This is a genomic window from Microcella flavibacter (assembly GCF_012530535.1).
Lineage (GTDB): Bacteria > Actinomycetota > Actinomycetes > Actinomycetales > Microbacteriaceae > Microcella > Microcella flavibacter.
On record NZ_CP051299.1, the window covers coordinates 1,062,469 to 1,084,903 of the forward strand.

The 22,435-nt window shown below is 75.1% G+C and carries 20 protein-coding genes and 1 tRNA gene; 7 read left to right on the top strand and 14 right to left on the bottom strand.

The features are described from left to right. Positions 1-36: 36 nt before the first annotated feature. The 11 genes from HGB54_RS05060 to HGB54_RS05110 all read right to left on the bottom strand — a co-directional run bounded on the left by HGB54_RS05060 (position 37) and on the right by HGB54_RS05110 (position 11,942). Positions 37-861, bottom strand: a complete 825-nt coding sequence (locus HGB54_RS05060; protein ID WP_228545962.1) for an SDR family NAD(P)-dependent oxidoreductase — start codon at positions 859-861, stop codon at positions 37-39. Next, the gene (locus HGB54_RS05065) at positions 861-1,334 is read right to left on the bottom strand and encodes a hypothetical protein (protein ID WP_228545963.1); all 474 of its coding nucleotides are present in this window, start codon (positions 1,332-1,334) and stop codon (positions 861-863) included. The genes HGB54_RS05060 and HGB54_RS05065 overlap by 1 nt, the downstream gene beginning before the upstream one ends. A 66-nt stretch (positions 1,335-1,400) precedes the next feature. Further along, positions 1,401-2,834 carry a dihydrolipoyl dehydrogenase family protein gene (locus HGB54_RS05070; RefSeq protein WP_168915478.1) on the bottom strand — a complete coding sequence of 478 codons (1,434 nt, stop codon included), beginning with the start codon at positions 2,832-2,834 and terminating at the stop codon, positions 1,401-1,403. A 5-nt stretch (positions 2,835-2,839) separates the two neighbouring features. Next, entirely contained in the window at positions 2,840-3,625 is a 786-nt protein-coding gene (locus tag HGB54_RS05075; RefSeq protein WP_168915479.1) for a crotonase/enoyl-CoA hydratase family protein, read from the bottom strand. Positions 3,626-3,631: 6 nt separating this feature from the next. Continuing rightward, positions 3,632-4,444, bottom strand: a complete 813-nt coding sequence (locus tag HGB54_RS05080; protein WP_168915480.1) for an arginase family protein — start codon at positions 4,442-4,444, stop codon at positions 3,632-3,634. Then, positions 4,441-5,472: a DUF418 domain-containing protein gene (locus HGB54_RS05085; protein WP_228545993.1), complete on the bottom strand. Its 1,032-nt coding sequence runs from the start codon at positions 5,470-5,472 to the stop codon at positions 4,441-4,443. Before HGB54_RS05085 ends, HGB54_RS05080 begins: the two co-directional genes overlap by 4 nt. Positions 5,473-5,566: 94 nt before the next feature. Next, positions 5,567-6,301 carry a PspA/IM30 family protein gene (locus HGB54_RS05090; RefSeq protein WP_168915482.1) on the bottom strand — a complete coding sequence of 245 codons (735 nt, stop codon included), beginning with the start codon at positions 6,299-6,301 and terminating at the stop codon, positions 5,567-5,569. Between the two features lie 130 nt (positions 6,302-6,431). After that, positions 6,432-8,693: a TPM domain-containing protein gene (locus HGB54_RS05095; protein WP_168915483.1), complete on the bottom strand. Its 2,262-nt coding sequence runs from the start codon at positions 8,691-8,693 to the stop codon at positions 6,432-6,434. Between the two features lie 9 nt (positions 8,694-8,702). Then, a complete protein-coding gene (locus HGB54_RS05100) occupies positions 8,703-9,422 on the bottom strand; it encodes a hypothetical protein (protein WP_168915484.1) in 720 nt (239 codons plus the stop codon). Continuing rightward, positions 9,412-9,984 (bottom strand): RNA polymerase sigma factor, encoded by a 573-nt coding sequence (locus HGB54_RS05105; RefSeq protein WP_168915485.1) that lies wholly within the window; start codon positions 9,982-9,984, stop codon positions 9,412-9,414. The genes HGB54_RS05100 and HGB54_RS05105 overlap by 11 nt, the downstream gene beginning before the upstream one ends. A 95-nt stretch (positions 9,985-10,079) precedes the next feature. Continuing rightward, the gene (locus tag HGB54_RS05110) at positions 10,080-11,942 is read right to left on the bottom strand and encodes a phosphoenolpyruvate carboxykinase (GTP) (RefSeq protein WP_407663498.1); all 1,863 of its coding nucleotides are present in this window, start codon (positions 11,940-11,942) and stop codon (positions 10,080-10,082) included. Positions 11,943-12,056: 114 nt separating this feature from the next. Here HGB54_RS05110 and HGB54_RS05115 point away from each other — a divergent pair, with 114 nt between their 5' ends. Further along, a complete protein-coding gene (locus tag HGB54_RS05115; protein WP_168915487.1) occupies positions 12,057-13,511 on the top strand; it encodes a helix-turn-helix domain-containing protein in 1,455 nt (484 codons plus the stop codon). A gap of 34 nt (positions 13,512-13,545) precedes the next feature. Here HGB54_RS05115 and HGB54_RS05120 read toward each other — a convergent pair whose 3' ends face one another. Beyond that, entirely contained in the window at positions 13,546-14,739 is a 1,194-nt protein-coding gene (locus HGB54_RS05120; RefSeq protein WP_168915488.1) for a RimK family alpha-L-glutamate ligase, read from the bottom strand. A 25-nt stretch (positions 14,740-14,764) separates the two neighbouring features. On the opposite strand from HGB54_RS05120, the gene HGB54_RS05125 reads away from it, so the two are divergent. Beyond that, positions 14,765-15,241, top strand: a complete 477-nt coding sequence (locus HGB54_RS05125; protein WP_168915489.1) for an ATP-dependent zinc protease family protein — start codon at positions 14,765-14,767, stop codon at positions 15,239-15,241. A 109-nt stretch (positions 15,242-15,350) separates the two neighbouring features. Here HGB54_RS05125 and HGB54_RS05130 read toward each other — a convergent pair. Continuing rightward, positions 15,351-15,426 (bottom strand) — tRNA-Arg (locus HGB54_RS05130). Positions 15,427-15,515: 89 nt separating this feature from the next. On the opposite strand from HGB54_RS05130, the gene HGB54_RS05135 reads away from it, so the two are divergent. Next, positions 15,516-16,346 carry a transglutaminase-like domain-containing protein gene (locus HGB54_RS05135; protein WP_168915490.1) on the top strand — a complete coding sequence of 277 codons (831 nt, stop codon included), beginning with the start codon at positions 15,516-15,518 and terminating at the stop codon, positions 16,344-16,346. 35 nt (positions 16,347-16,381) lie between these two features. Here the strand turns inward: HGB54_RS05135 and HGB54_RS05140 are convergent, their stop codons facing one another. Then, a complete protein-coding gene (locus tag HGB54_RS05140; RefSeq protein ID WP_168915491.1) occupies positions 16,382-16,990 on the bottom strand; it encodes a hypothetical protein in 609 nt (202 codons plus the stop codon). A gap of 62 nt (positions 16,991-17,052) precedes the next feature. Here HGB54_RS05140 and HGB54_RS05145 point away from each other — a divergent pair, with 62 nt between their 5' ends. From HGB54_RS05145 to HGB54_RS05160, 4 genes are all read left to right on the top strand, one after another. Next, positions 17,053-18,720, top strand: a complete 1,668-nt coding sequence (locus HGB54_RS05145; protein ID WP_168915492.1) for an arginine--tRNA ligase — start codon at positions 17,053-17,055, stop codon at positions 18,718-18,720. 2 nt (positions 18,721-18,722) lie between these two features. Next, entirely contained in the window at positions 18,723-19,562 is an 840-nt protein-coding gene (locus HGB54_RS05150; protein ID WP_168915493.1) for an LmeA family phospholipid-binding protein, read from the top strand. 92 nt (positions 19,563-19,654) lie between these two features. Next, complete coding sequence (gene lysA / locus HGB54_RS05155) at positions 19,655-21,109, top strand: diaminopimelate decarboxylase (protein WP_168915494.1); 1,455 nt, start codon at positions 19,655-19,657, stop codon at positions 21,107-21,109. Beyond that, a complete protein-coding gene (locus tag HGB54_RS05160) occupies positions 21,106-22,434 on the top strand; it encodes a homoserine dehydrogenase (RefSeq protein ID WP_168915495.1) in 1,329 nt (442 codons plus the stop codon). The genes lysA and HGB54_RS05160 overlap by 4 nt, the downstream gene beginning before the upstream one ends. The last annotated feature ends 1 nt before the right edge of the window (position 22,435 follow it).

Consider the following 22,435-nt stretch of genomic DNA (forward strand, 5'->3'; position numbering starts at 1 on the left):
CGGGCGCGGGCCCGGGATCGGGGCGGCGGTCGGCCGTCAGCGGTCGGCGGTGCTCACGGCGATGCCGATGCGCTCGGCGATCGCGTGCCAGAGATCCTCGGCGAGCCGGGCATCGCCCGCGCTCGGATGGGCGGCGCCGAAGGGGTTGAGCCCGTCGAAGTAGGTGCCGTTCGGCACGCCGAGCTCGGGGGTGTCGACCAGGTGCACGAGCGGCGCCGCCCCCGCCTCGGGCGAGATCTGCATGCTGCCGGTGAGGGCGATGAGCACCCGGGCGCTCGCCGACTCGGCCCCGAAGGCGCTGCGCACGTAGCCGGGGTGGAAGGCGTAGCTCTCGAGCCCGGTGCGCTCGGCGAGCGAGCGCGCGTAGAGGATCGTGGCGAGCTTCGCGGCGCCGTAGCGGCGCCAGCTGCCGCCGACCCGCCCCCGCTCGAACTCCAGATCGTCGAGCCGCAGACCGCCGAGCCGGTTGACGACGCTCGCCGTCGCGATCACTCGGCCGCGAGCGGCGCGCAGGCGCGGCAGCAGCAGCTCGGTGAGCAGGGCGCCGGCGAGCACGTTGCGCTGGAACCCGACGTCGAAGCCGTCGACCGTGCGCGCGCGCTGCGGCACGAGGCCGCCCGCGTTCGAGGCGAGCGCGTCGATGCGCGGGAACCGGGCGAGCAGCTCGTCGGCAAGCCCGCGCACCTGGTCGAGCTCGTCGAAGTCGGCCGTGAAGGGGATGCCGCCGACGCGCGCCGCGACGGCGTGCGTGCGGGCCTCGTGGCGCCCGACCACGGCGACCTGCCAGCCGCGGCGGGCGAGCTCGAGCGCCGCCTCCGACCCCAGGCCCGAGCTCGCGCCCGTGATGACGACGGTGCGCATCAGCGGTAGCCCCCTCGTTCGAGACCGGCCTCGATCTCGAAGCGGTTGCGCCGGGCATCCCGACCCGCCGCGAGGTAGAGCGGGATGAAGGCGAGCCCGTAGTGCCGCCACTGCGCGCGGTGCACGGCCTCGTGCTCGAGCACGGCGCGACCGGTGTTGTCGTGCGTGAGGTAGACGGCCCCGATCGTGGTGCCGCCGCGGCCGAAGGCCCAGCGGGGGAGCCCGGCGCAGACCACCACGCCGCCGCGCCGCCGCACGTGGAATCCGCCCAGCACCGAGCCCCAGGCGAGGGCGAGGCCGCTCGCCGTCCAGTAGCCGGGCCGGCAGACCGCCGGGTGCAGGGCGACGCGGCGCAGCAGCGGCCGCCGGCGCGCCTCATCGACCACGCGGGCGAAGCGACCCCGCGGCACCGGCGAGAGCGCCGCCGTCGAGGGCGCGGCGGAGCCGGGGCGCGCGGGCGGGACGGGGCTCATGCCCCATTCCTAGCAGTCCGGGCGCGACCGCGGCGCGCCCTGCTCAGCGCGGCGGCCGCGCCGCGCTCATGAGCGCTGCGCGCGGTCGGTCTCGAGCAGGCGCAGCCAGACCTCGCTCATCGTCGGGTACGAGGGCACGGCGTGCTGCAAGCGGGCGATCGGCACCTCGCCCACGACCGCGATGGTCGCCGCGTGCAGCAGCTCGGCGACGTCGTCCCCGACGACCGTGAAGCCCACGATGACGTCGCGCTCGTCGTCGACGACCATGCGCGCGGTGCCCTCGTAGCCGTCCGCGTGCAGCGAGGCGCCCGCGACGCTGCCGAGCGCGTAGTCGACGACCCGGGTGCGCAGACCGCGCTCCTCCGCCTGGGCGGCGGTGAGCCCGATGCTCGCGACCTCGGGCGAGGTGAAGGTCACCTGGGGCACGGCGGCGTGATCCGCGGTGGCGACGTGGGCGCCCCAGGGCGCGTCGTCCACCGGCGCGCCGTGCGCCCGGGCCGCGATGACGTCGCCGGCGGCCCGCGCCTGGTACTTGCCCTGGTGGGTCAGCAGCGCGCGGTGCGTGACGTCGCCGACGGCGTACAGCCAGTCGCTGCCGGGCACGCGCAGGGTGTCGTCCACCTCGATCCAGGCGCCCTCCTCGAGACCGACCGTGTCGAGGCCGATACCGGAGGTGCGCGGGGTGCGGCCGGTGGCGACGAGCACCTCGTCGGCCTCGATCTCGTCCCCGGAGTCGAGCACCAGCCGCACGGGGCCATCCGCCCCGCGGTGCACCTCGACGGGGGAGGCGTGCAGCAGCACGCGCGCGCCGCGCGACTGCAGGCGCTGGGCGACGGCCTCGCCGGCGAAGGGCTCGACGCCGCCGAGCAGGGCGCCGCGGCTGATGAGGGTGACGGAGGAGCCGAGCGCGCTCCAGGCGGTCGCGAGCTCGCATCCCACGACGCCTCCGCCGATGATGGCGAGGCGCTGCGGCACCTCCTGCGCGCTCGTCGCCTCGCGGGCCGTCCAGGGCAGGGCCTCCGCGAGGCCCGGCACGGGCGGGATGAGCGCGTCGGAGCCCGTGCAGACGGCGACGGCGTGCCGGGCATCCACCGCCGTCTCGACGCCCTCGGCGTCGGCGATGATCACGCGGCGCTCGCCGTCGAGCCGGCCGTGGCCGCGGGCGAGCGCGATGCCCGCGCCCTCGAGCCAGCGCACCTGGCCGCTGTCGTCCCAGTGCGAGGTGAACGAGTCGCGGCGCGCGAGCACCGCGGCGGCGTCGAGATCGCCCGTGACGGCCTCGCGCGCCCCGGCGAGCGACCGGGCGGCCTCGAGCGCGGCGGAGGAGCGCAGCAGCGCCTTCGACGGCATGCAGGCCCAGTACGAGCACTCGCCGCCGACGAGCTCGTGCTCGACGAGCAGCACGCTCAGTCCGCCCTGCACGGCGCGGTCGGCGACGTTCTCGCCTACCGCTCCGCCCCCGAGCACGATGAGGTCGTAGGTCGTCTCGAGCTGCGTCATGGGGTCTACCTTCCGGTGAACTGCGGGGTGGTGCGGGTCATGAATGCCTCGAGGCCGATGCGCGCGTCGTCGGTCTGCATGAGGCGCACGAGCTCGCCCTGCAGCCGGGCCTCCGCGGCGGCGGGCCCCTCGCGGTCGGCGAGGCGGGCGTTGGCGAGCGTCGCCTGCACGGCGAGCGGGGCCTGCGCGGCGATGCGCTCGGCGAGCTCGAGGGCGCGGTCGAGCTGCGCGCCGGCGGGCACGACCTCCTGCACGAGGCCCATCCGATGCGCCTCGGCGGCGTCGAAGCGGTCGCCGGTGAGCATCCAGCGCATCGCGTCGCCCCAGCCCGCGCGGGCCGCGAAGCGCGTCGTCGCGCCGCCGAACGGCAGGATGGCGCGCGCCACCTCGAGCTGGGCGAAGACGGTGTCGTCGGCCGCGATCACGACGTCGCTCGCGAGCGCCAGCTCGATGCCGAGCGTCAGGCAGGTGCCCTGCACGGCCAGCACGACGGGCTTCGAGACCTGCTCGCCCTCCGTGCCCCAGGGGTTGATGCCGCCCTCGGGCACCATCCGCAGTCCTTCGGTGCCGATGCGCGGGGCGAGATCGCCGAGATCGAGCCCGGCGGTGAAGTGCTCGCCGTGCGCGTGCACGACGCCGACCCGCAGCGCGGGGTCGCGATCCAGCTCGCCGTAGGCGAGCGCCAGCTGCTCGAGCATGGCCAGGTCGGCGGCGTTGCGCTTCTCGGGGCGGTTCAGCCCGATCAGCAGCAGCGGGCCTCGGCGGTCGACGGTGACGCGGTTCTCGCTCATGGCCGCTCAGCGTAGCGAGGCGGGCTCGACCGGTCGGGTGAGCGCCGAGACGATGCGCAGGATGCTCGGCAGATCGTCGGCGGCCGCGGCCGCGTCGCTCGGCGCGAACTCGGTGACCCCCGCACCCCGCAGCGGCAGCGCCGCGCGCACCGCGAGCAGGGTGGAGACGAGGGAGGCGGTCGTCTCGCCGAAGGGCGTCGAGAACGCGACCCCGGCGAACTCGCCCGGGTCGAGCACGTCGAGGTCGACGTGGGCGTACAGGCCCGTGGCGCCGTCGGCCGCGCGGGCGGCGACCGCCTCGGCGGCGGTCTCGGCGGTGACCCGGGCGATGCCGAGCTCGGCGACGGCCTGCTCCTCCGCGGGGTCGAGGTCGCGGGCGCCGAGCAGCAGCACGTCGTCGGCCGCCACGACGCCGTCATCGATGAGCGCGCGCAGCACCATGCCGTGGAAGGCGCCGGAGGGGGAGCTCGCGGGGGTGTTGAGGTCGGCGTGGGCATCCGCCCACAGCAGCACGGTGCGCCCGGCGCGGGCCGCGTGCTCGACCGCCGCGTACTCGACGCCGCAGTCGCCGCCGATCGTGATGGGCGTCGCGTCGACGTCGGCCATGTCGCGCGCCTGGCGCTCGCGCACGAGGCGTAGCGAGCTCCACCGGTGGATGCCCGTGCCCTCGGCGTCGCCGGATTCGAGCGGCACCTCGACGACCGTGGTGGCCGACTCGGGCAGGTCGCCGCGGATCGCGTGGGCGCCGTCGACGAGGCGCATCGCGCGGTCGCTGCCGGAGCCCTGCCACTGCGGGACGACGAAGAAGTGCGAGGTCATGCGCGCAAGTCTCGCACCGAGCGGTAGCGGAACGGCAGACCGGCGGCGCGCTGCAGCACCCACTCGAGCGGGCCGGGCAGGCGCAGGGCCTGCCAGGCGAGCGCGAAGGAGGCCGAGGCGACCGCGAGCACGACGAGGACGACCCAGCCCACGACGCCGTCGAAGCGCCCGGCCGGCCCGAGCGGCGAGATGGCGGCGAGCACGAGCAGGTGGGCGACGTAGATCGTGAGCGGCATGCGGCCGATCGCGGTGACGGGGGCGAGTAGGATGCGCAGGACGCGGCGAGCAGGGGCGGCGCGGTCGGCGGCGTCGACGCGCTCGGCGACGTCCGGGGCGACCGCCCCGACGGCGACGGACTGCGGATCGAGCAGCACGAGCAGCAGGCCGACGACCGCGGCCGCGAGCCCGCCCGCACCGAGCAGCTCGGCCGTCGTGCCGCTGTGGGCCGCGGCGTCGACCTCGGGCAGCACCGCCGCGGCGCCGTAGCCGGCGACGGCGGCGATCGTGCCGAAGCCGACGAGCGCGATGCGGGTGCGCGCGAGCCCCAGGTCGCTGCGCGCTGCGATGAGGCCCGCGGCGAGCACGGGCACCCAGAGCAGCGCCGGGTACCAGCCGGTGAGCAGGTAGTCGATGGCGGTGTCGAGCGGCTCGCCCGGCAGCGGCCGCGCCTCGATCGCCTGACGCACGAGGGGGCCGACGACGAGCACGACCGCTCCGACCCCGGCGAGGACGAGCCGGGAGGCCAGCACCAGCGGGACCATCAGCAGGAACATGGCGCCGTAGTAGTCGAGGATGACGGCGACACCGTGGGGGAGCATCCACAGCAGCACGCCCATGACGAAGAGCACGAGGGCGCGGAGGGCGAGCCGGACGCGCGCCTCGGCGCGGCCCTCGGGGCGGGTCGGCGTCGGCCCGCCCGTCACGAGCCCGAGGGCGACCCCGGCGACGAGCGCGAAGAGCACCGAGGGGCGGCCGTCGACGAGCAGCTCTTCCGTTCCCGTGCGGGGCACCGTGTGCGCGGCGAACATGCCGAGCACGGCGAGACCGCGCGCGGCATCGACCCCCGCCCAGCGCAGGGACGGGCGGGGGTCGACGGCGGGGGTCGGCGCGGTGATGGCGGTGCTACTGACCGATCGCGGGCGGGGTCGCGCCGCTCTTCAGCGCGGCGAGGCGCGCCTCGATCTCAGTGGTGCGGCCGACGTCCTCGAGCTGCTCGAACTGCGCGTCGAGGCTCGAGGAGGCGAGCTCCTGCTGCCCGAGCACCTTGGCCTCCTCGCGGCGCACCTTCTCCTCGAAGCGGCCGAGCTCGCTCGTCGGGTCCATGATGTCGATGCTCTTCACGGCGTCGAGCACCTGGCTCTGCGCGTCGGCGATCTTCGCGCGGGCGACGAGCTGGTCGCGCTTGGCGGCGAGCTCGCCGAGCTTGCCGCGCATGGCCTCGAGGCCCGACTTGAGCTTGTCGACGACCTCGGTCTGGGCGGCGATGGTCGGCTGCGCGGCCCGCGCCTCGGTCTCGGAGGAGAGCTGCTTGCCGAGCGCGATCTTCGCGAGGTTGTCGAACTTGTCGGCGTCGGCGCTGTTGCCGGCCGCGCGGTACTCGTCGGCCTTGGCGCTGGCGGCGACGGCCTTGCGGCCCCAGTCCTGCGCCGTCGCGACGTCCTCGGCGTAGTCCTGCTCGAGCAGGCGCAGGTTGCCGATGGTCTGCGCGATCGCGGCCTCGGCCTCCTGGATGCTCGCGGAGTAGTCGCGCACCATCTGGTCGAGCATCTTCTGCGGGTCTTCCGCCGAGTCGAGCAGGGCGTTGATGTTGGCCTTCGCGAGCTGGGCGATGCGGCCGAAGATCGATTGCTTCGTCATGATCGGGTGCTGCCTTTCGGTTCGGTGATCGGTGAGGAGGGTGTCGCTATGGTCGTGGGGAGGAACGGGGTCGCGGGGGAGCGGCCGGTCGCGCTGGGCCCGCCTCCCTGCACAGCATGCCGGGTGCGCTTTAGAATCTGCCGCCTCCGCTGCGGCGACCGGATGCTCGGCCGCCGCCGCCCGAGGCGCGACGCGCCCCGCCGCCGAAGCCGCCGCCGCTCGATCGCCGCGACGAGCCGAACGACGGCCCCCCGAAGCCGGAGCCGCCCCCGCGGCGCGGGCCGCCCCCGCCGCTCAGCAGTCCGCCGATGAGCCCGCCGATGAGGGCGTCGCCGAGGCCGCTGCCGCCGCGCGAGCCGCCCATGGCTCCGCCGAGCATGCCGCCCAGCCCGCCGAGCCCGCCGCCGGCGCCCGCGCCGCCGAGGAGCCCGCCCTGGGCGGCGCCGCCCAGCCGCGACGCCACGTCGGACTCTGCGGCGGCGAGCGCTTGCGCGGCGCGCTGCGCGGCCTGCTGGGAGGCGGCCACGGCGGCGACGGGGTCGCTCGTCTGCGCCGCGACGGCGACGTCGAGCTGGGCCTGCGCCTCGGCGAGCGCGGCCCGGGCGGCGGCGCCGACCCCGCCGCGGTGCGCGGCGATGAACTCGGCGCCGGAGAGGATGCGGCTGCGCGCGGTGGCGAGCGAGCGGTCGAGCGCGGCGACGGCGGAGGCGCGGCGCTCGACCTCGGCGCGGGAGGTGTCGATCGCGGCGTCGAGCGCGCGGTCGGCCTCGACGAGGCGGTGCGAGGCCGCGATCGGGTCGGCGGCGCCCTGGTCGGTCGCGGCGCGCGCCGCCTCGGCGGTCGCGATCGCGGCGGCCAGGTCCGGGGCGCCGGGCAGGCCGCGGGCGGCGGCGATGCCCTGCTCGAGCTCGGCCCGCTGCGCCGGCAGGGCGGCCGAGGCCGCGTCGAGCTCGCCGGCGAGGCGCTCGACGGCGTCGAGGGAGGCGGTCAGCTGGGTCTGAGCGAGCTGGGCGGCGCGCACGTCGACCGCGGCGGCGCCGGTGGCGCCCGCGGCGAGCGACTGCTCGGCCTCCGCGAGCTCCGCGTCGAGCAGGGCGAGCAGCCCCTGGTGCTGGTCGCCGGCGTCGGCGACGGCGGTGAGCGCGGCGGGCGCGAAGCGGGCGCGCAGCTGCTCGAGCCGCTGCGCCACGGCCTGCGCGCGCTCCTTCAGGCCGGGCTGGGCGGCGCGCAGCGCGGGCAGAGCCTGGGGCAGGCGGGCCTCGACGTCGCGGAGGGCGTCGAAGTCGTCCTCCTGCTGCTCGAGCAGGGCATCCGCCTCGTCGCACAGAGCGGCGACGCGCTGCAGCCGCTCCTGGCGCTGCTGCGGGCTCTCGCCCTCGGGCGACGCGGTGCCGCCGTGCAGGCGGAACGCCTCGGCGACGCGCGCCCGGGCCTCGCCCACGGCCGCGCGGAACGGCGCGACGGCCTCCACGCCGAACTGCGCCTCGGCGAAGCCGAGCTCCTGCTCGCTCGTCGTGAGGGCGTCGTCGAGCTCGACGAGGCGGCGGGAGGCGCGCGCCTCGGTCTGCTCGGGCGACTCGCCCCCGGGGGGCGCGGCAGCATCCCCGGTCCTCTTCCGCCGGGCGCGCACGATCAGCCAGACGACGATGCCGACCACGACCGCACCGAGCAGCAGGGGCACGATCGGCAGGCCGCCGCCCGCGCCGGACCCGCCGCGCAGAGCGGTCGAGAAGGCGACGATGCCGTCGGCGTAGGCGTCGGCCCGCAGGGCCGGCAGCAGGGCCTCGGTCTCGGCGCGCGCGAGGGTCGCATCGTCGATCGCCCACTCCGCCCCGATCGAGTAGGCGTAGGAGCGGTCGTCGACGGCGATGGCGAGCAGCGCGTCGCGGTCGCCGAGCCCGGAGACGACGGCGGCGCGATCGGCCCAGTCGGCGGGCGTCGCCGTGCCGTCGAAGCGGTCGGTGACGACGACGAAGAGGGATGCCCCCTCCGCCTCGATGAGGGCGTCGAGCTCCTCCTCGATGCGCTCGATCTGCCCGTCGAGCACGCCCGTCTCGTCGAGCACGTACGCGCCGCCGAGGTCGACGGGCTCGGAGCCGACGGCCGCGGTCGGCGCCCCGCCGAGCACGAGGGCGAGGGCGGCGGCGGCCGCGAGCAGGCGACGAGGGGCGCGGGGTCGGGCGGCGCGGGGCTGGGGGGCGCGGGGCCGGGGGGCGTCGCCGGAGCGCGCCTCCGTCGATGACGGCGCGATGCGCCCCGGCGTGCGACCCGTGCCCCGCATGGCGTCCTCTTCCGCATCCGGCGGCGCCGGCGGCGACCCCTCGCGGGTGCGCCGCGCCGGAGCGCCGTCCGCCGCGATTCTAGTCAGCAGGCGTGACGCGAGGGCGAGCATCCCGCAGCCTCAGGGGGCGGTGATCGGCGCGGGCGCCGACGTCACCGCGACGACCTCGCCGCCCGCGTCGAGCAGTTCGACGGCGACGGCGGCGAGCAGCTCGGCGTCGTTCACGTCGACGGAAGGGATCGCGGCACCGGTCGCGCAGGAGATCGCCGGGACGACGGTCGTCCACGATCGCTCCTGGTCCGGTGCGAGTGTGAACGGGGTCGCGGCCGCTCCGGCGGAACCGGCGGCACCGAGCACGCGGCCGTCGCGAGCGAGCGCAGTCGTCGGGGCGGAGGCGACGCGCAGCTCGCGCGGCGCGTCGGCCGTGCTGCGCAGCGTGATCCGCACGGGCACGCCGTCCGCGGCGGCGGCCCCCGTGGCCTCGACGATGAGCTCGAGCCCCGCGTCGACGCCCGCCGCGGCCGGCGCGGCGCCGCACGAGGGCAGTGCGCCGGGGTCGCTGCCGGCGGCCCCCTCGCCATCCGCCTCGGCGCCGCCCGCCGCCGGGGCGTCGGCCGACTCGTCCGCGGCCGAGGTGAACGCGCCGGTGCCGGGCAGCGCGCCGAGCGCGATCCCGCCGCCGCCGATCACGAGCACCGCCGCGGTCGCGCCGACGAGCAGCTGCGCGGGCAGGCGGCGGGCGCGGCTGGCGCGCACGGCGGCATCGACGTCGAGGCGGGATGCCCGGGGCGCGCCCTCCGCCGCGCGGTCGAGCGCGGTGCGCAGCTGCTCATCCGACACGGGAGCCTCCTCGGGTCGCGGCGTCGTCATCGAGGGCGTGCGATCCCGCGGTCGGGGCGCCGGAGCCCTCCGCGAGCACTCCGGTGAGCCGCGCCAGCGCGTCGCTCACGTACCGCTTGACGGCGCCCTCGCTGATGCCGAGCTCGGCGGCGATCGCGGCGACGGGGAGGTCGCCGTAGTACCGCAGCACGACGCAGGCCCGCTCGCGCGGGCTGAGCCGGCCGAGGGCGACGCGCAGGTCGTACCGGCGGTCGACGCGCTCCGAGTCGGGCGCGGCGGTCGCGGGCGCGGCATGCAGGTGCGCCGATCGCCGCCAGCGGTCGCGGCGGCGCCCGCCGTCGACGGCCGCGGCGAGCACCGCGCGCTTGACGCGGGTCTCGGCGAGGTCGAGGTCGGTCGTCGGCCGCAGCCGGCCGAACGCGGTCACGAGCGCCGACTGCACGAGATCGGCGGCGTCGTCCTCGTCGCCGCAGAGCAGGTGCGCGTAGCGCAGCAGGGCGTCGCCGCGCTCGGCGACGAGGCGCGCGAGCGTGCGCTCCCAGCCCTCCGCCGCGCGTGCCACCGCGATGCCTCCCGCCCTCGCCCCCGACGGGGCTGCCGCCACCCTCGCACGCGCGGGCGGGCGACGGAAGAGCGGACGAGGGCGGTGCCGCCGCTTTACGCGTCGAGGCGGCGGCGCAGCAGCTCGAGCTGACGGTCGAGCTCCGCGGGCATCCGGTCGCCGAAGCTCGCGAAGAACCGCTCGATGTCGTCGGCCTCGGCGCGCAGGGCCTCGGGGTCGACGGCGAACAGCTCGGCGAGCCGCTCCTCGTCGAGGTCGAGGCCGTCGACGTTGAGCTCGCCGGCGCGCGGCACCGAGCCGAGCGGCGAGTCGTCGGCGCAGGCGGTGCCGTCGAGGCGCTCGACCATCCACTGCAGCACGCGGGCGTTGTCGCCGAAGCCGGGCCACAGGAACGAGCCGTCGGCGCCCTTGCGGAACCAGTTGACCTGGAACACCCGCGGCACGCGCGCCGAGCGGCGCAGCGTGCGCCCGAAGGCCAGCCAGTGCGCGAAGTAGTCGGCCATGTTGTAGCCGCAGAAGGGCAGCATCGCGAAGGGGTCGCGCCGCAGCTCGCCCACGGTGCCCTCGGCGGCCGCCGTCTGCTCGGATGCGATCGTGGCGCCCATGAAGACGCCGTGATCCCAATCCCGCGCCTCTACCACCAGAGGAACGTTGCTCGCTCGGCGGCCGCCGAAGATGATGGCGTCGATGACGACGCCCTCCGGGTCCTCCCACGAGCCCGCGATGGACGGGCACTGCTGGGCGGACACGGTGAAACGGGAGTTCGGGTGCGCGGCCGGACGACCGGAGTCGGGGCTCCAGGGCTCGCCTCGCCAGTCGGTGAGGTTCGCGGGGGCCTGCTTGCTCAGCCCCTCCCACCACACGTCGCCGTCGTCGGTGCGGGCGACGTTCGTGAAGATCGTGTTGCCCCAGAGGGTCTCGACCGCTGTCGGGTTCGTCGCGGGGCCGGTGCCCGGGGCGACGCCGAAGAAGCCCGCCTCGGGGTTGATGGCGCGCAGGCGGCCGTCGGCACCGATGCGCAGCCAGGCGATGTCGTCGCCGATCGTCTCGACCGTCCAGCCCGGGATGCTCGGCGTCAGCATCGCGAGGTTGGTCTTGCCGCACGCGCTGGGGAAGGCGGCGGCCAGGTGGTACGCCTTGCCCGTCGGCGCCGTCACCTTGATGAGCAGCATGTGCTCGGCGAGCCAGCCCTCGTCGCGCGCCTGCACCGAGGCGATGCGCAGCGCGAAGGCCTTCTTCGCGAGGATGGCGTTGCCGCCGTAGGCGGAGCCGTACGACCAGATCTCGCGGCTCTCGGGGAACTGCACGATGTACTTCGTCTCGTTGCACGGCCACGGCACGTCCTGCTGGCCGGGGGAGAGCGGGGCGCCGACGCTGTGCAGGGCGGCGACCCAGTCGGCGCCGCGGTCGATGGCGCCGAGCGCCGCCGAGCCCATGCGCGTCATCGTGCCCATGCTGACGACGACGTAGGGCGAATCGGTGAGCTGCACGCCCATCTTCGCCATGGGCGATCCGACGGGGCCCATCGAGAAGGGCACGACGTAGAGGGTGCGGCCGCGCATCGCGCCGCGGAAGAGCTCCGTCAGCTCGGCGCGCATCGCGGTCGGCTCGGCCCAGTTGTTGGTCGGGCCGGCATCGGCCTCATCGGTCGAGCAGATGAAGGTGCGCTCCTCGACGCGCGCGACATCGCGCTCGTCGGAGCGGGCGAGGAAGGAGTAGGGGCGCAGGTCGGGGTTGAGTTGCTCGAGGGTGCCGGCCGCGACGAGGCCCTGCAGCAGCTCGTGGCGCTCGCGCGTCGAGCCGTCGCACCAGTGCACGGCGTCGGGCTGCAGCAGCTGCGCCATCTCGTCGACCCAGGCGGCCACGGCGTGCGGACGGGCGTCGGCGGGGGTCGCGCTCGCGGCGGCGGCGCGCGGCGGCAGGTCACGGCCGGTGCGGGGATGCTCGATCAGCGTCACGGGGGACTCCACTCTCGGGAAGGAAACCTTGATGTGTCCATCCTGATGAGACTCGGGCATCCATTCGTGTCAATCTGCTCGAAAGAAACCTGCTTCTTTCGGTATGGTCAAGGCATGAGCGACCTGATGATCCTCGGCCAGCGCATCCGCCACTTCCGCACCGAGGCGGAGCTGACCCTCGACCAGCTCGGCGAGCGCGTCGGCGTCGCCGGCAGCCAGCTCTCCCTCATGGAGAACGGCAAGCGCGAGCCGCGCATCGGCCTGCTCACCGGCATCGCCGAGGCGCTCGGGGTGCCGCTCTCGGCCCTGCTCGACGAGAGCCCGCCCAGCGAGCGCGCCGCGCTCGAGGTCGAGCTCGAGAGGGCGCAGCGCTCGACCCTCTACGGCTCGCTCGGCCTGCCCGTCGTGCGCCCCGGCCGCTCGATGAGCGACGAGGTGCTCGCCTCCCTCGTCGGGCTGCACCGCGAGCTCGTCGCCCGCGAGCGGCGCACGATCGCGACGCCGGAGGAGGCGCGGCGGGCGAACACCGAGCTGCGCCTGCACATGCGCACGCTCGACAACCACCTGCCCGAGATCGAGGAGCTCGCCGAGCGCACCGTCGCCGAGACGGGGCACGTGAGCGGCGCCCTCACCCACCGCGAGGTCGAGGTGATGGCGACCCGGCTCGGCTTCGAGCTCGTCTACGTGCACGACCTGCCGCACTCGGCGCGCTCCGTGACCGACCTCGAGAACGGCCGCATCTACCTGCCGCCCGCCTCCATCCCCGGGGGGCACGGCCTGCGCTCGATGGCGCTGCAGGCGATCGCGCATCGCCTGCTGGGCCACGAGGTGCCGAGCACCTACGCGCAGTTCCTGCAGCAGCGGCTCGAGATCAACTACTTCGCCGCCGCCGCGCTCATGCCCCGCGCGCAGTCGGTCGCCTTCCTCACCCAGGCGAAGGCCGACCGCAACATCGCCGTCGAGGACTTCCGCGACGCCTTCGGGGTCACCCACGAGGCGGCGGCGCTGCGGTTCACCAACCTCGCCACCGCCCACCTCGACCTGACCCTGCACTTCCTGCGGGTCGGCGACGACGGCGCGGTCTACAAGGCCTACGAGAACGACGGGCTTCGCCTGCCCGTCGACGTCACCGGCTCGGTCGAGGGGCAGCTCGTCTGCCGCAACGTGGCCGCCCGCCGTGCCTTCGCGCGCACGACCCGCACGACGGAGTACTACCAGTACACCGACACCCCCGAGGGCACCTACTGGGAGTCGACGCAGATCGGCTCGAGCTCGACCGACGAGTACTCCATCACCGTGGGGGTGCCCTTCGCGCAGGCGAAGTTCTTCCGCGGGCGCGAGACCACCGAGCGCCGCGTCTCGACCTGCCCCGACCCGGCCTGCTGCAAGCGCCCCGACGGCTCGCTGGGGCGGCGCTGGGGCGGCAAGGTCTGGACGAGCGCCAAGCTGCACGCGCACATCCTGTCGCCGCTGCCCAGCGGCACCTTCCCCGGCGTCGACGACCAGGAGCTCTACGGCTTCCTCGAGGCGCACGCGCCGCGGGCCGCGGAGGGCGCCGCACCGGCCTGAGCGGGCCGGCCGGTGGTGAGCGGGCCGGGCGCGCTCAGCCGACGGGCGCGGGCTTGGGCACCTTCGGCAGCTTTCGCACCGAGGCCCGGCGGCGCCGGCTCGGCGTCATCGAGCGCATCTCGTCCATCCTGCCGAAGCAGAGCAGGCGGTCCTCGGCCTGCAGCACCTGGCCGCGGCGGGGGTTCGGGATCACGGTCGTGCCGCGGTTGAGGGTGAGCACCGTGATGTCGCGCTCGAGGATGCCCGACTCGCCGAGCGTCGTGCCGACGATGTCGGCCCCCGCGTGCACCACCAGCTCGGCCACGCCGTAGCCCGTCGAGACGGCGAGGCGCTGGCGCACGTCGATGTCGGGGAACGCGACCTCGTGGGCGATGTAATCGATGATCGCGCCGGCGACGTCGAGCTTCGTCGCCGTCTCGATGCCCTGCAGCCCGGGGGAGGAGTTGACCTCCATGACGAGCGGGCCGTCGTTGCCCTCGAGCATGTCGACGCCCGCGACGCGCAGGCCCATGATCTGCGCCGAGCGCACCGCGGCCCGCTCGTAGGCGGGGTCGAGCGTGACGGCCTCGACGCGGCCGCCGCGGTGCACGTTCGAGCGGAACTCGTCGCCGTCGGCCGTGCGCCGCATCGCCGCGACCACGCGGTCGCCGACGACGAGCGCGCGGATGTCGCGCCCCCGGCTCTCGGAGATGAAGCTCTGGATGAGCACGTTCTGGTTCGTCGAGTGCAGCGTCTCGATGATGGCCTCGGCGACCTTCACCTGGGGGGCGAGGATGACGCCGATGCCCTGCGTGCCCTCGAGCAGCTTGATGACCACCGGCGCGCCGCCGACCCGCTCGATCGCGGGGCGCACGTCGGCGCGGTTGCGCACGAAGGCCGTCGCCGGCATCGCGATGTCGTGCCGGGAGAGGATCTGCGTCGCCCGCAGCTTGTCGCGCGCGTTGCTGATGCCGTTCGCGGTGTTCGGGGTGAAGACGTCCATCTGCTCGAACTGGCGCACGACGGCGGTGCCGAAGTAGGTGATCGAGTTGCCGATGCGGGGCAGCACGGCGTCGTAGCTCGACAGCGGGCGGCCGCGGAAGTGCAGGTCGGGCTCGGGCCCCGAGAGGTCGATCGCGAAGCGCAGCGTGTTGAGCACCTTGACGGTGTGGCCGCGGTCGTGGGCGGCGGTGCGCAGCCTCGCGGTCGAGTACGACTGCGGGGCGCGCGAGAGGATGGCGATCTTCATGGGGAGCCCCTGACAAGATGGTGACGTGACGAGGAGCGCCCATTCAACCACCATCGCCGGGTGGCGCGAGTGGGTCGGCCTGCCCGGGGCGGGCATCCCGTGGATCAAGGCGAAGCTCGACACCGGCGCCCGCACCTCAACCATCCACGCCTTCGACGTGCGCGTCACCGGGGAGGGCGCTGAGGAGCGTGTGCGCTTCCGCATCCGGCCATGGCAGGCGAGCGACGAGGACGAGGTCGAGATCGAGTGCCCCGTGCACGATCGCCGCAGCGTGCGCAGCTCCTCCGGCCACGCGCAGGAGCGGATCGTCGTCATCATGGACGTGCAGATCCACGGCGTCGTCGTGCCCACCGAGATGACGCTCAGCAACCGCGACGCGATGGGGTTCCGCATGCTCATCGGCCGCCAGACCCTGCGGCAGGGCTTCGTGGTGGATGCCCGGCGCTCGTTCCTCGGGGGGCGCGCGCCGAAAGAGGTGCGCCGCGCCAACCGCGGGCGCTGAGGCCGCGCGCCCCGACGGCCCGCGCGCGACGGCGCGGTCGGCCCCGAAAGATCCCGGACGCGACGACGGCCCGGGATCATCGTGATCCGCGGGCCGTCGACCGGTGTTGTGGCGCCCCCGGCAGGATTCGAACCTGCGGCCCTCAGTACCGGAAACTGATGCTCTATCCCCTGAGCTACGGAGGCGTGACTCCTAGCGTAGCGGGTTCCCCGGCGCTCGCCGTCGTGCCAGAGTGACGGCATGACGGGGGCGACGGCATGAGGGGCGTGACGACGTGACGGGGGATGCACCGCTCGTGCGCACGGTCGGCAGCCGGCTCCAGGCGCACCTCAGTGGCGAGAGCGGGCTCGTGCTCGCCGTGGCGGTCGCGGATCCGAGCCCGGCCGAGCTCGTCGAGTCGCTGCGGGTGACGCTGGACGGGCATCCCGTCGCCGTCACCGAGGTGACCGGGCCCGGCGGCACGCGCTGGCACACGGCCCAGGCCGGCCCCGGAGAGCTCGAGATCGAGTACCGCGCCACCGTCACGGGCCGCGCGGCGCCGCGCCGGGTGGACGCGGTCGACCGCATCGTGCACGTGCGGCCCAGTCGGTACGCGCAGGCCGACCTGCTCTACGGCGACCTGCTGCCCGCGGGCCTCGTCGACGAGTTCATGGCCATCGCGCCGCGCGAGCGCGTGCTCGTCGTGCGCGACTGGGTCGCCGAGGCCCTCGACTACCGGCCGGGCACGACCGGGCCGACCGACGGCATCGTCGAGACCCTCGAGCAGGCGAAGGGCGTGTGCCGCGACTTCGCGCATCTGCTCGCGGCGATCCTGCGCGCGACCGACCTGCCGGCGCGCACCGTCTCGGTCTACGCGCCGCAGCTCGAGCCGATGGACTTCCACGCGGTCGTCGAGGTGGCGATCGACGACGAGTGGCTGCTGCTCGACGCGACCGGGCTGGCGCCCCGATCCGGGATGCTGCGCATCGCGACCGGGCGGGACTCGGCCGACACGGCCTTCCTCGCCAACGACGGCTCCTGGCTCACGCTCACGGGCATCCGCGTCGAGGCCGCGGCCTCGGAGCGGCTCGAGGAGGACGCGACGGCCGAGGTCGCCCTGCGCTGACCCGCGGGGCCGCGCGCGTCGACGGGCGGCGCTGCTCAGCCGCCGGTGCTCGCCCGCGCGGCGTCGGCGAGCGGCTGCAGGTCGCCCTCGCCGAAGAACGACGGCGCCTCGACGACGATCCACCGGTCGCCCGCGACCACCTCGAGGGTGCTCGTGGCTCCCGAGGTGCGGAAGGCCGGCCCGCGCGCGGCGACCTGCGCGGCGAGATCGCCGACGCTCTCGGGGGCCACGCGGGCGGCCGAGACGGCGAGCCGCTCGCCGCTGGTCTGGTTGAGGTAGCCGCAGGCGCTGCCCTGCAGCGCGGCAACGGCGGGGGCGAGGGCCCAGGCGCCGGCGTCGAAGGCCGGGTCGGTGCCGACGTTGGGGTTGAAGTCGTAGAGGGCCTGCGGGCTCACGAGCGCGTCGCAGCCGACGCCGAGGGGGACGGCGGTGAGCGCGTCGGCCTCGTCCGGCTCCTCCGCCGGGGCACTGGGGGAGGGCTCGGGGGTCGCCGAGGGTTCGGGGCTCGCGCTGGGCGAGGCGCTCGACGAGGGCGCCGAGGGCGTCGCGCTCGGCTCCGCCGTCTCGTCGTCGCCGACGCAGCCGCCGAGCAGCACCGCCGTCACCATCGCGACCGCAGCCGCCCCCCGCATCCGACCCGTCATGCGGCCATCATGCCGCCTCGACGCGGCGGTCGCCCGAGGCGCGCCCGGTAGGATCGACCCTCGTGAATCCCGACCTCCTCGCCTCCTCCCTGCTCGCCGTCGTGACCTCGGCGGTCGGGCGACGCGACGAGGCCGAGGCGGCCCGCCTGAGCGTCGGCGACATCGCCCTCGAGCGGCCCCGCAACCGCGATCACGGCGACTGGGCGACGAGCGTGTCGCTCAAGGTGGCCAAGCGCGTGGGCCTCGCGCCGCGCGCGCTCGCCGAGGAGCTCGTGCCGGGCATCCAGGCGATCGAGGGCGTCGCGGCGGTCGACATCGCCGGTCCCGGCTTCCTCAACATCCGCCTCGATGCGGCGGCCGCCGGGATGCTCGCGCGCACGATCGTCGAGGCCGGCGCCGCGTACGGCCGCACCGAGACCCTCGCCGGCCAGGTCATCAACCTCGAGTTCGTCTCGGCCAACCCCACCGGCCCGCTGCACATCGGGCACACCCGCTGGGCGGCGCTCGGCGACTCGCTGCGCCGCGTGCTCGCCGCCTCGGGCGCCGAGGTCGCGAGCGAGTTCTACATCAACGACGCCGGCGCGCAGATGGACGTCTTCGGCGCCTCCGTGCTCGCCGCCGCGCTCGGCGAGCCCGCGCCCGAGAACGCGTACCCCGGGCAGTACATCGCCGATCTCGGCGCCCGGGCGCTCGCCGCGCATCCCGATCTCGCCTCGATGCCGCGCGACGAGGCTGTGGCCGCCGCACGCGAGTTCGCCTACGCCCAGCAGCTCGGCGAGATCCGCGAGTCGCTCGAGAAGTTCAACGTGCGCTTCGACGTCTGGTTCAGCGAGCGCACCCTGCACGACGCCGCGGGAGGCGAGCAAAGCCCCATCGACGGGGCCGTCGACCGCCTGCGCGCCCAGGGCCACGTCTTCGACGAGGACGACGCGATCTGGGTGCGCACGACCGACTTCGGCGACGACAAGGATCGCGTCATCAAGCGCGGCAACGGGGTCTACACCTACTTCGCGGCCGACGCGGCGTACTACCTCTCGAAGAAGGACCGCGGCTACGCGCACACGATCTACCTGCTCGGTGCCGACCACCACGGCTACGTCCACCGCCTCAAGGCGCTCGCCGGGGCCGCGGGCGACGACCCGGCCAAGGACATCGAGGTGCTCATCGGCCAGCTCGTGAGCATCAACGGCGCGCGCCTGTCGAAGCGCGCGGGCAACATCATCGAGCTCGACGACCTGCGCGAGTGGCTCGGCACCGATGCGCTGCGCTACTCGCTCGCCCGGTACCCCGCCGACTCGCCGCTGACGCTCGACCCGGAGCTCCTGCAGAAGCGCACCAACGACAACCCCGTCTTCTACGTGCAGTACGCCCACGCGCGCACGCACCAGGTCGCGCGCAACGCGACCGCCGCCGGGGTGCGCCGCGAGGAGGGCTTCGCGGCCGAGGCGCTCGTGGAGGAGACGGAGAGCATCCTGCTCGGCGCCCTCGCGGAGTTCCCGCGCATCGTCGCCCAGGCGGCCGACCTGCGCGAGCCGCACCGCGTCGCCCGCTACCTCGAGGAGCTCGCCGCCGCCTACCACCGCTGGTACGACGTGTGCCGCGTGGCGCCGCAGGGCGACGACCCCGTCGAGGACGTGCACCGCGCCCGCCTGTGGCTCAACGACGCCGCCGGCCAGGTGCTGCGCACCGGCCTCGACCTCATCGGGGTCTCGGCTCCCGAGCGGATGTGACGATGAGCGACAGCGCGGGCGCCGCGCCCGCCGCGTCGGACCCCGCCGCCGCCCCGGCCACGACACCCGCCCCGCCGCGTCGCCGGCGCCGCGGACTCGTCGCCGTCATCGTGCTCGTGGTCGTCGTCGTGCTCCTCGTCATCGCGGCCGTCGTCGCCGAGTCGGTCGCCCGGCAGCAGACCACCGCCCGCGTGGCCGACGAGGTGCGCACGGCGCTCGCGCTGCCCGCCGACCAGGAGCTCGACGTGCGCATCGCCGGCGCCTCCGTGCTGCTGCAACTGCTGGGCGGCCGCCTCGACGAGGTCGCGGTCGGCGCCGAGGCGATCGAGCTGCCGCCCTTCTCCGGCGACCTCGAGCTCGTGCTCACGGGCGTGCCCCTCGAGAGCGGGCGGGCCGTCGACGGCATCGACGCGACCGTCACCGTGCCGGAGGAGACCGTGCGCGCCGCGGGGGAGACCTTCCTCGATCTGCCGTTCCGCGGGCTCGAGCTCGTCGACGGCCTCATCCGCCTCGACACGGCCCTGCCGATCTTCGGCTCCGAGCTGCCCCTCACCGTCGCGCTCGAGCCGAGCGTCGATGCGGGGGCCCTCGTGCTCACCCCCACCGACGTCGCGCTCGCCGAGGGGGAGGACGTGCCGCTCGGCGACCTGCTCGGGCTGCTGGGCCTCGATGCGGAGGGCGGCGCCCTCGCCGCGCCCTCGATCTGCGTCGACGAGCGGCTGCCCGAGGGCATCTCGCTGCGCTCCGCGGTCGTCACGGGCGGGACGATCGTGCTCGAGCTCGGCGGCGAGGACGTCGCGCTGTCGACGCCCGACGGCCCGCGCACCGGCTCCTGCGGCTGAACCGCCCACCGAGCGTCCCGTAAACTCGGGCGTCGGCGCGATCCGCCGTCCCCTCCGCCCCTCTCCCCGCTCTCACGACAGGCAGCCGCACCGTGACCGTGAACCCTCTCGCCCCCGCGTGGCTCCGCCATCCGGATGACGCGAACGCGCTCGCCGCCGCCGTGTGGCCCGGGTCCGCGCGGCGCGACGAGGCGGGCGCGCTCGAGATCGGGGGCGTTCCGGCGACGCGGCTCGCGGCATCCCACGGCACCCCGCTCTACGTCATCGACGAGGCGGATGCCCGTCACCGGGCCGTGCGCACGCGCCGCGCCTTCGACGCGGCCTTCGGCGCCATCGGCGGCCGCGCCACCGTCTACTACGCCGGCAAGGCGTTCCTCAGCACCGAGATCGCGCGCTGGATGTCCGCCGACGGCCTCAACATCGACGTCGCCAGCGGCGGCGAGCTCGCCGTCGTGCTCGCGGCCGGGGTCGACCCGGCGCGCGTCGGGCTGCACGGCAACAACAAGTCGCTGCGCGAGATCGACCGCGCCGTCGGCGTCGGGGTCGGCGCGATCGTCATCGACTCGCTCGTCGAGATCGAGCGCATCGCCGCGGCCGCCGAGCGGCACGGGCGCACGCAGCCCGTCCGCCTGCGCATCAACTCGGGCGTGCACGCGCACACCCACGAGTACCTCGCCACCGCGCGGGAGGACCAGAAGTTCGGCATCCCGCTCGCCGAGGCGCCCGCCGCCGTGGCTGCGATCCGGGCGCACGCCCCTCACCTGCGGTTCCTCGGGCTGCACTCGCACATCGGGTCGCAGATCTTCGTCGTCGACGGGTTCCTCGAGGCGGCGCGGCGCCTGCTCGCCCTGCACGCGACGCTGCTCGAGGGCGGCGAGGTGCCCGAGCTCAACCTCGGCGGCGGCTTCGGCATCGCCTACCTCGAGGGCGACGACCCGCTGCCGATCGAGCGCATCGCGGAGGGCCTCGCCGAGGCGGTGGCCTCCGTGTGCGGCGAGCTGGGCATCCCCGTGCCGGTGATCGCGGTCGAGCCGGGTCGCACGATCATCGGGCCCGCGGGCGTGACCCTCTACGAGGTCGGCACGACGAAGGACGTCGTCGTGGGCCTCGAGGGCGGCGGCACCGCGGTGCGGCGCTACGTCAGCGTCGATGGCGGCATGAGCGACAACGCCCGTCCGGCCCTCTACGGCGCCGACTACGGCGTGCGGCTCGCCGGTCGCTCCTCGGCGGCCGACCCCGCCCTCGTGCGCCTCGCCGGCAAGCACTGCGAGAGCGGCGACATCGTCGTGCACGCCGACTACCTGCCCGGCGACGTCGCCCCCGGCGATCTCGTCGCGGTGCCCGCGACGGGGGCGTACTGCTTCTCGCTCGCGAGCAACTACAACCACCTCGCCCGTCCCGCCGTCGTCGCCGTGCGCGACGGCGTCGACCGCGTCATCGTGCGCGGGGAGACGGAGGAGGACCTGCTGCGGCGCGACGTGCTCGCGCACCCCGGCACCGACGCCGGCGCAGCACCCGCAGCCGAACGACAAGGAGACCCCGCGTGATCGAGTACCGAAACCTGCGCATCGCCGTCCTCGGCGGCGGCTCCGTCGGCTCCCAGGTGGCCGACCAGCTGCTGCGCCACGGCGACGAGCTCGGCTCGCGCATCGGCGCCGGCCTCGAGCTCGTCGGCGTCGCGGTGCGCGATGTGGATGCTCCGCGCGACACCGACATCCCGCGCGAGCTGCTCACCGCCGACGCCGAGAGCCTGATCCTGGGCTCCGACATCGTCGTCGAGCTCATGGGCGGCATCGAGCCGGCGCGCACGCTCATCCTCCAGGCCCTGAACTCGGGAGCGGACGTCGTCACCGCCAACAAGGCGCTCCTCGCCACCCACGGGCCCGAGCTCTTCGAGGCCGCCGAGCAGGTCGGCGCCCAGCTCTACTACGAGGCCGCCGTCGGCGGGGCCATCCCGATCATCCGGCCGCTGCGCGACTCGCTCGCGGGCGACCGGGTCGAGCGCATCCTCGGCATCGTCAACGGCACGACGAACTTCATCCTCGACCGCATGGACCGCCACGGCGAGAGCATGGAGGAGGCGCTCGCGACGGCGACCGAGCTCGGCTACGCCGAGGCCGACCCGACGGCCGACGTCGAGGGCTTCGACGCCGCGCAGAAGGCCGCGCTGCTGGCGAGCCTCGCCTTCCACACCCGCGTGCCGCTCGACGAGGTGCACCGCGAGGGCATCACCTCGGTGACCCTCGACGACGTGCGCGCCGCCCGCAAGGCCGGCTACGTCGTCAAGCTGCTCGCGATCTGCGAGCGCATCATCGACGCGCAGGCCGGCGTCGACGGCGTCTCCGCCCGCGTCTACCCGGCCCTCGTGCCGCTCGACCACCCCCTGGCCGCGGTGCACGGCGCGAACAACGCGATCTTCGTCGAGGCCGAGGCCGCGGGCCCGCTCATGTTCTACGGCGCGGGCGCCGGCGGCATCCAGACGGCCTCGGCCGTGCTGGGAGACGTGGTCTCCGCCGCCCGTCGGCACGTGGTCGGCGGCCCGGGTGTGGCAGAGTCGACGAATGCCGACCTGACGGTGCTGCCCATCAGCGCCGTCACCACCCGCTACCAGATCACCCTCCAGGTGGCGGACGAACCCGGCGTGCTCGCGCGAATCGCCACCCTTTTCAGCGAGCACGGGGTCTCCCTCGAGACGATCGAGCAGTCGATCGTCGCCTCCGACGCCGAGCCGGCGGGCGCAGCGCCCGCGGCTACCCTGGTGATCGGCACCCACGAGGCTCGGGAGGCCGATCTCGCCGCAACGGTCGCGGCACTGACCACCAGCACGGTCGTCCACAGCGTGACCGGCGTGCTGCGAGTAGAAGGACTGTAGA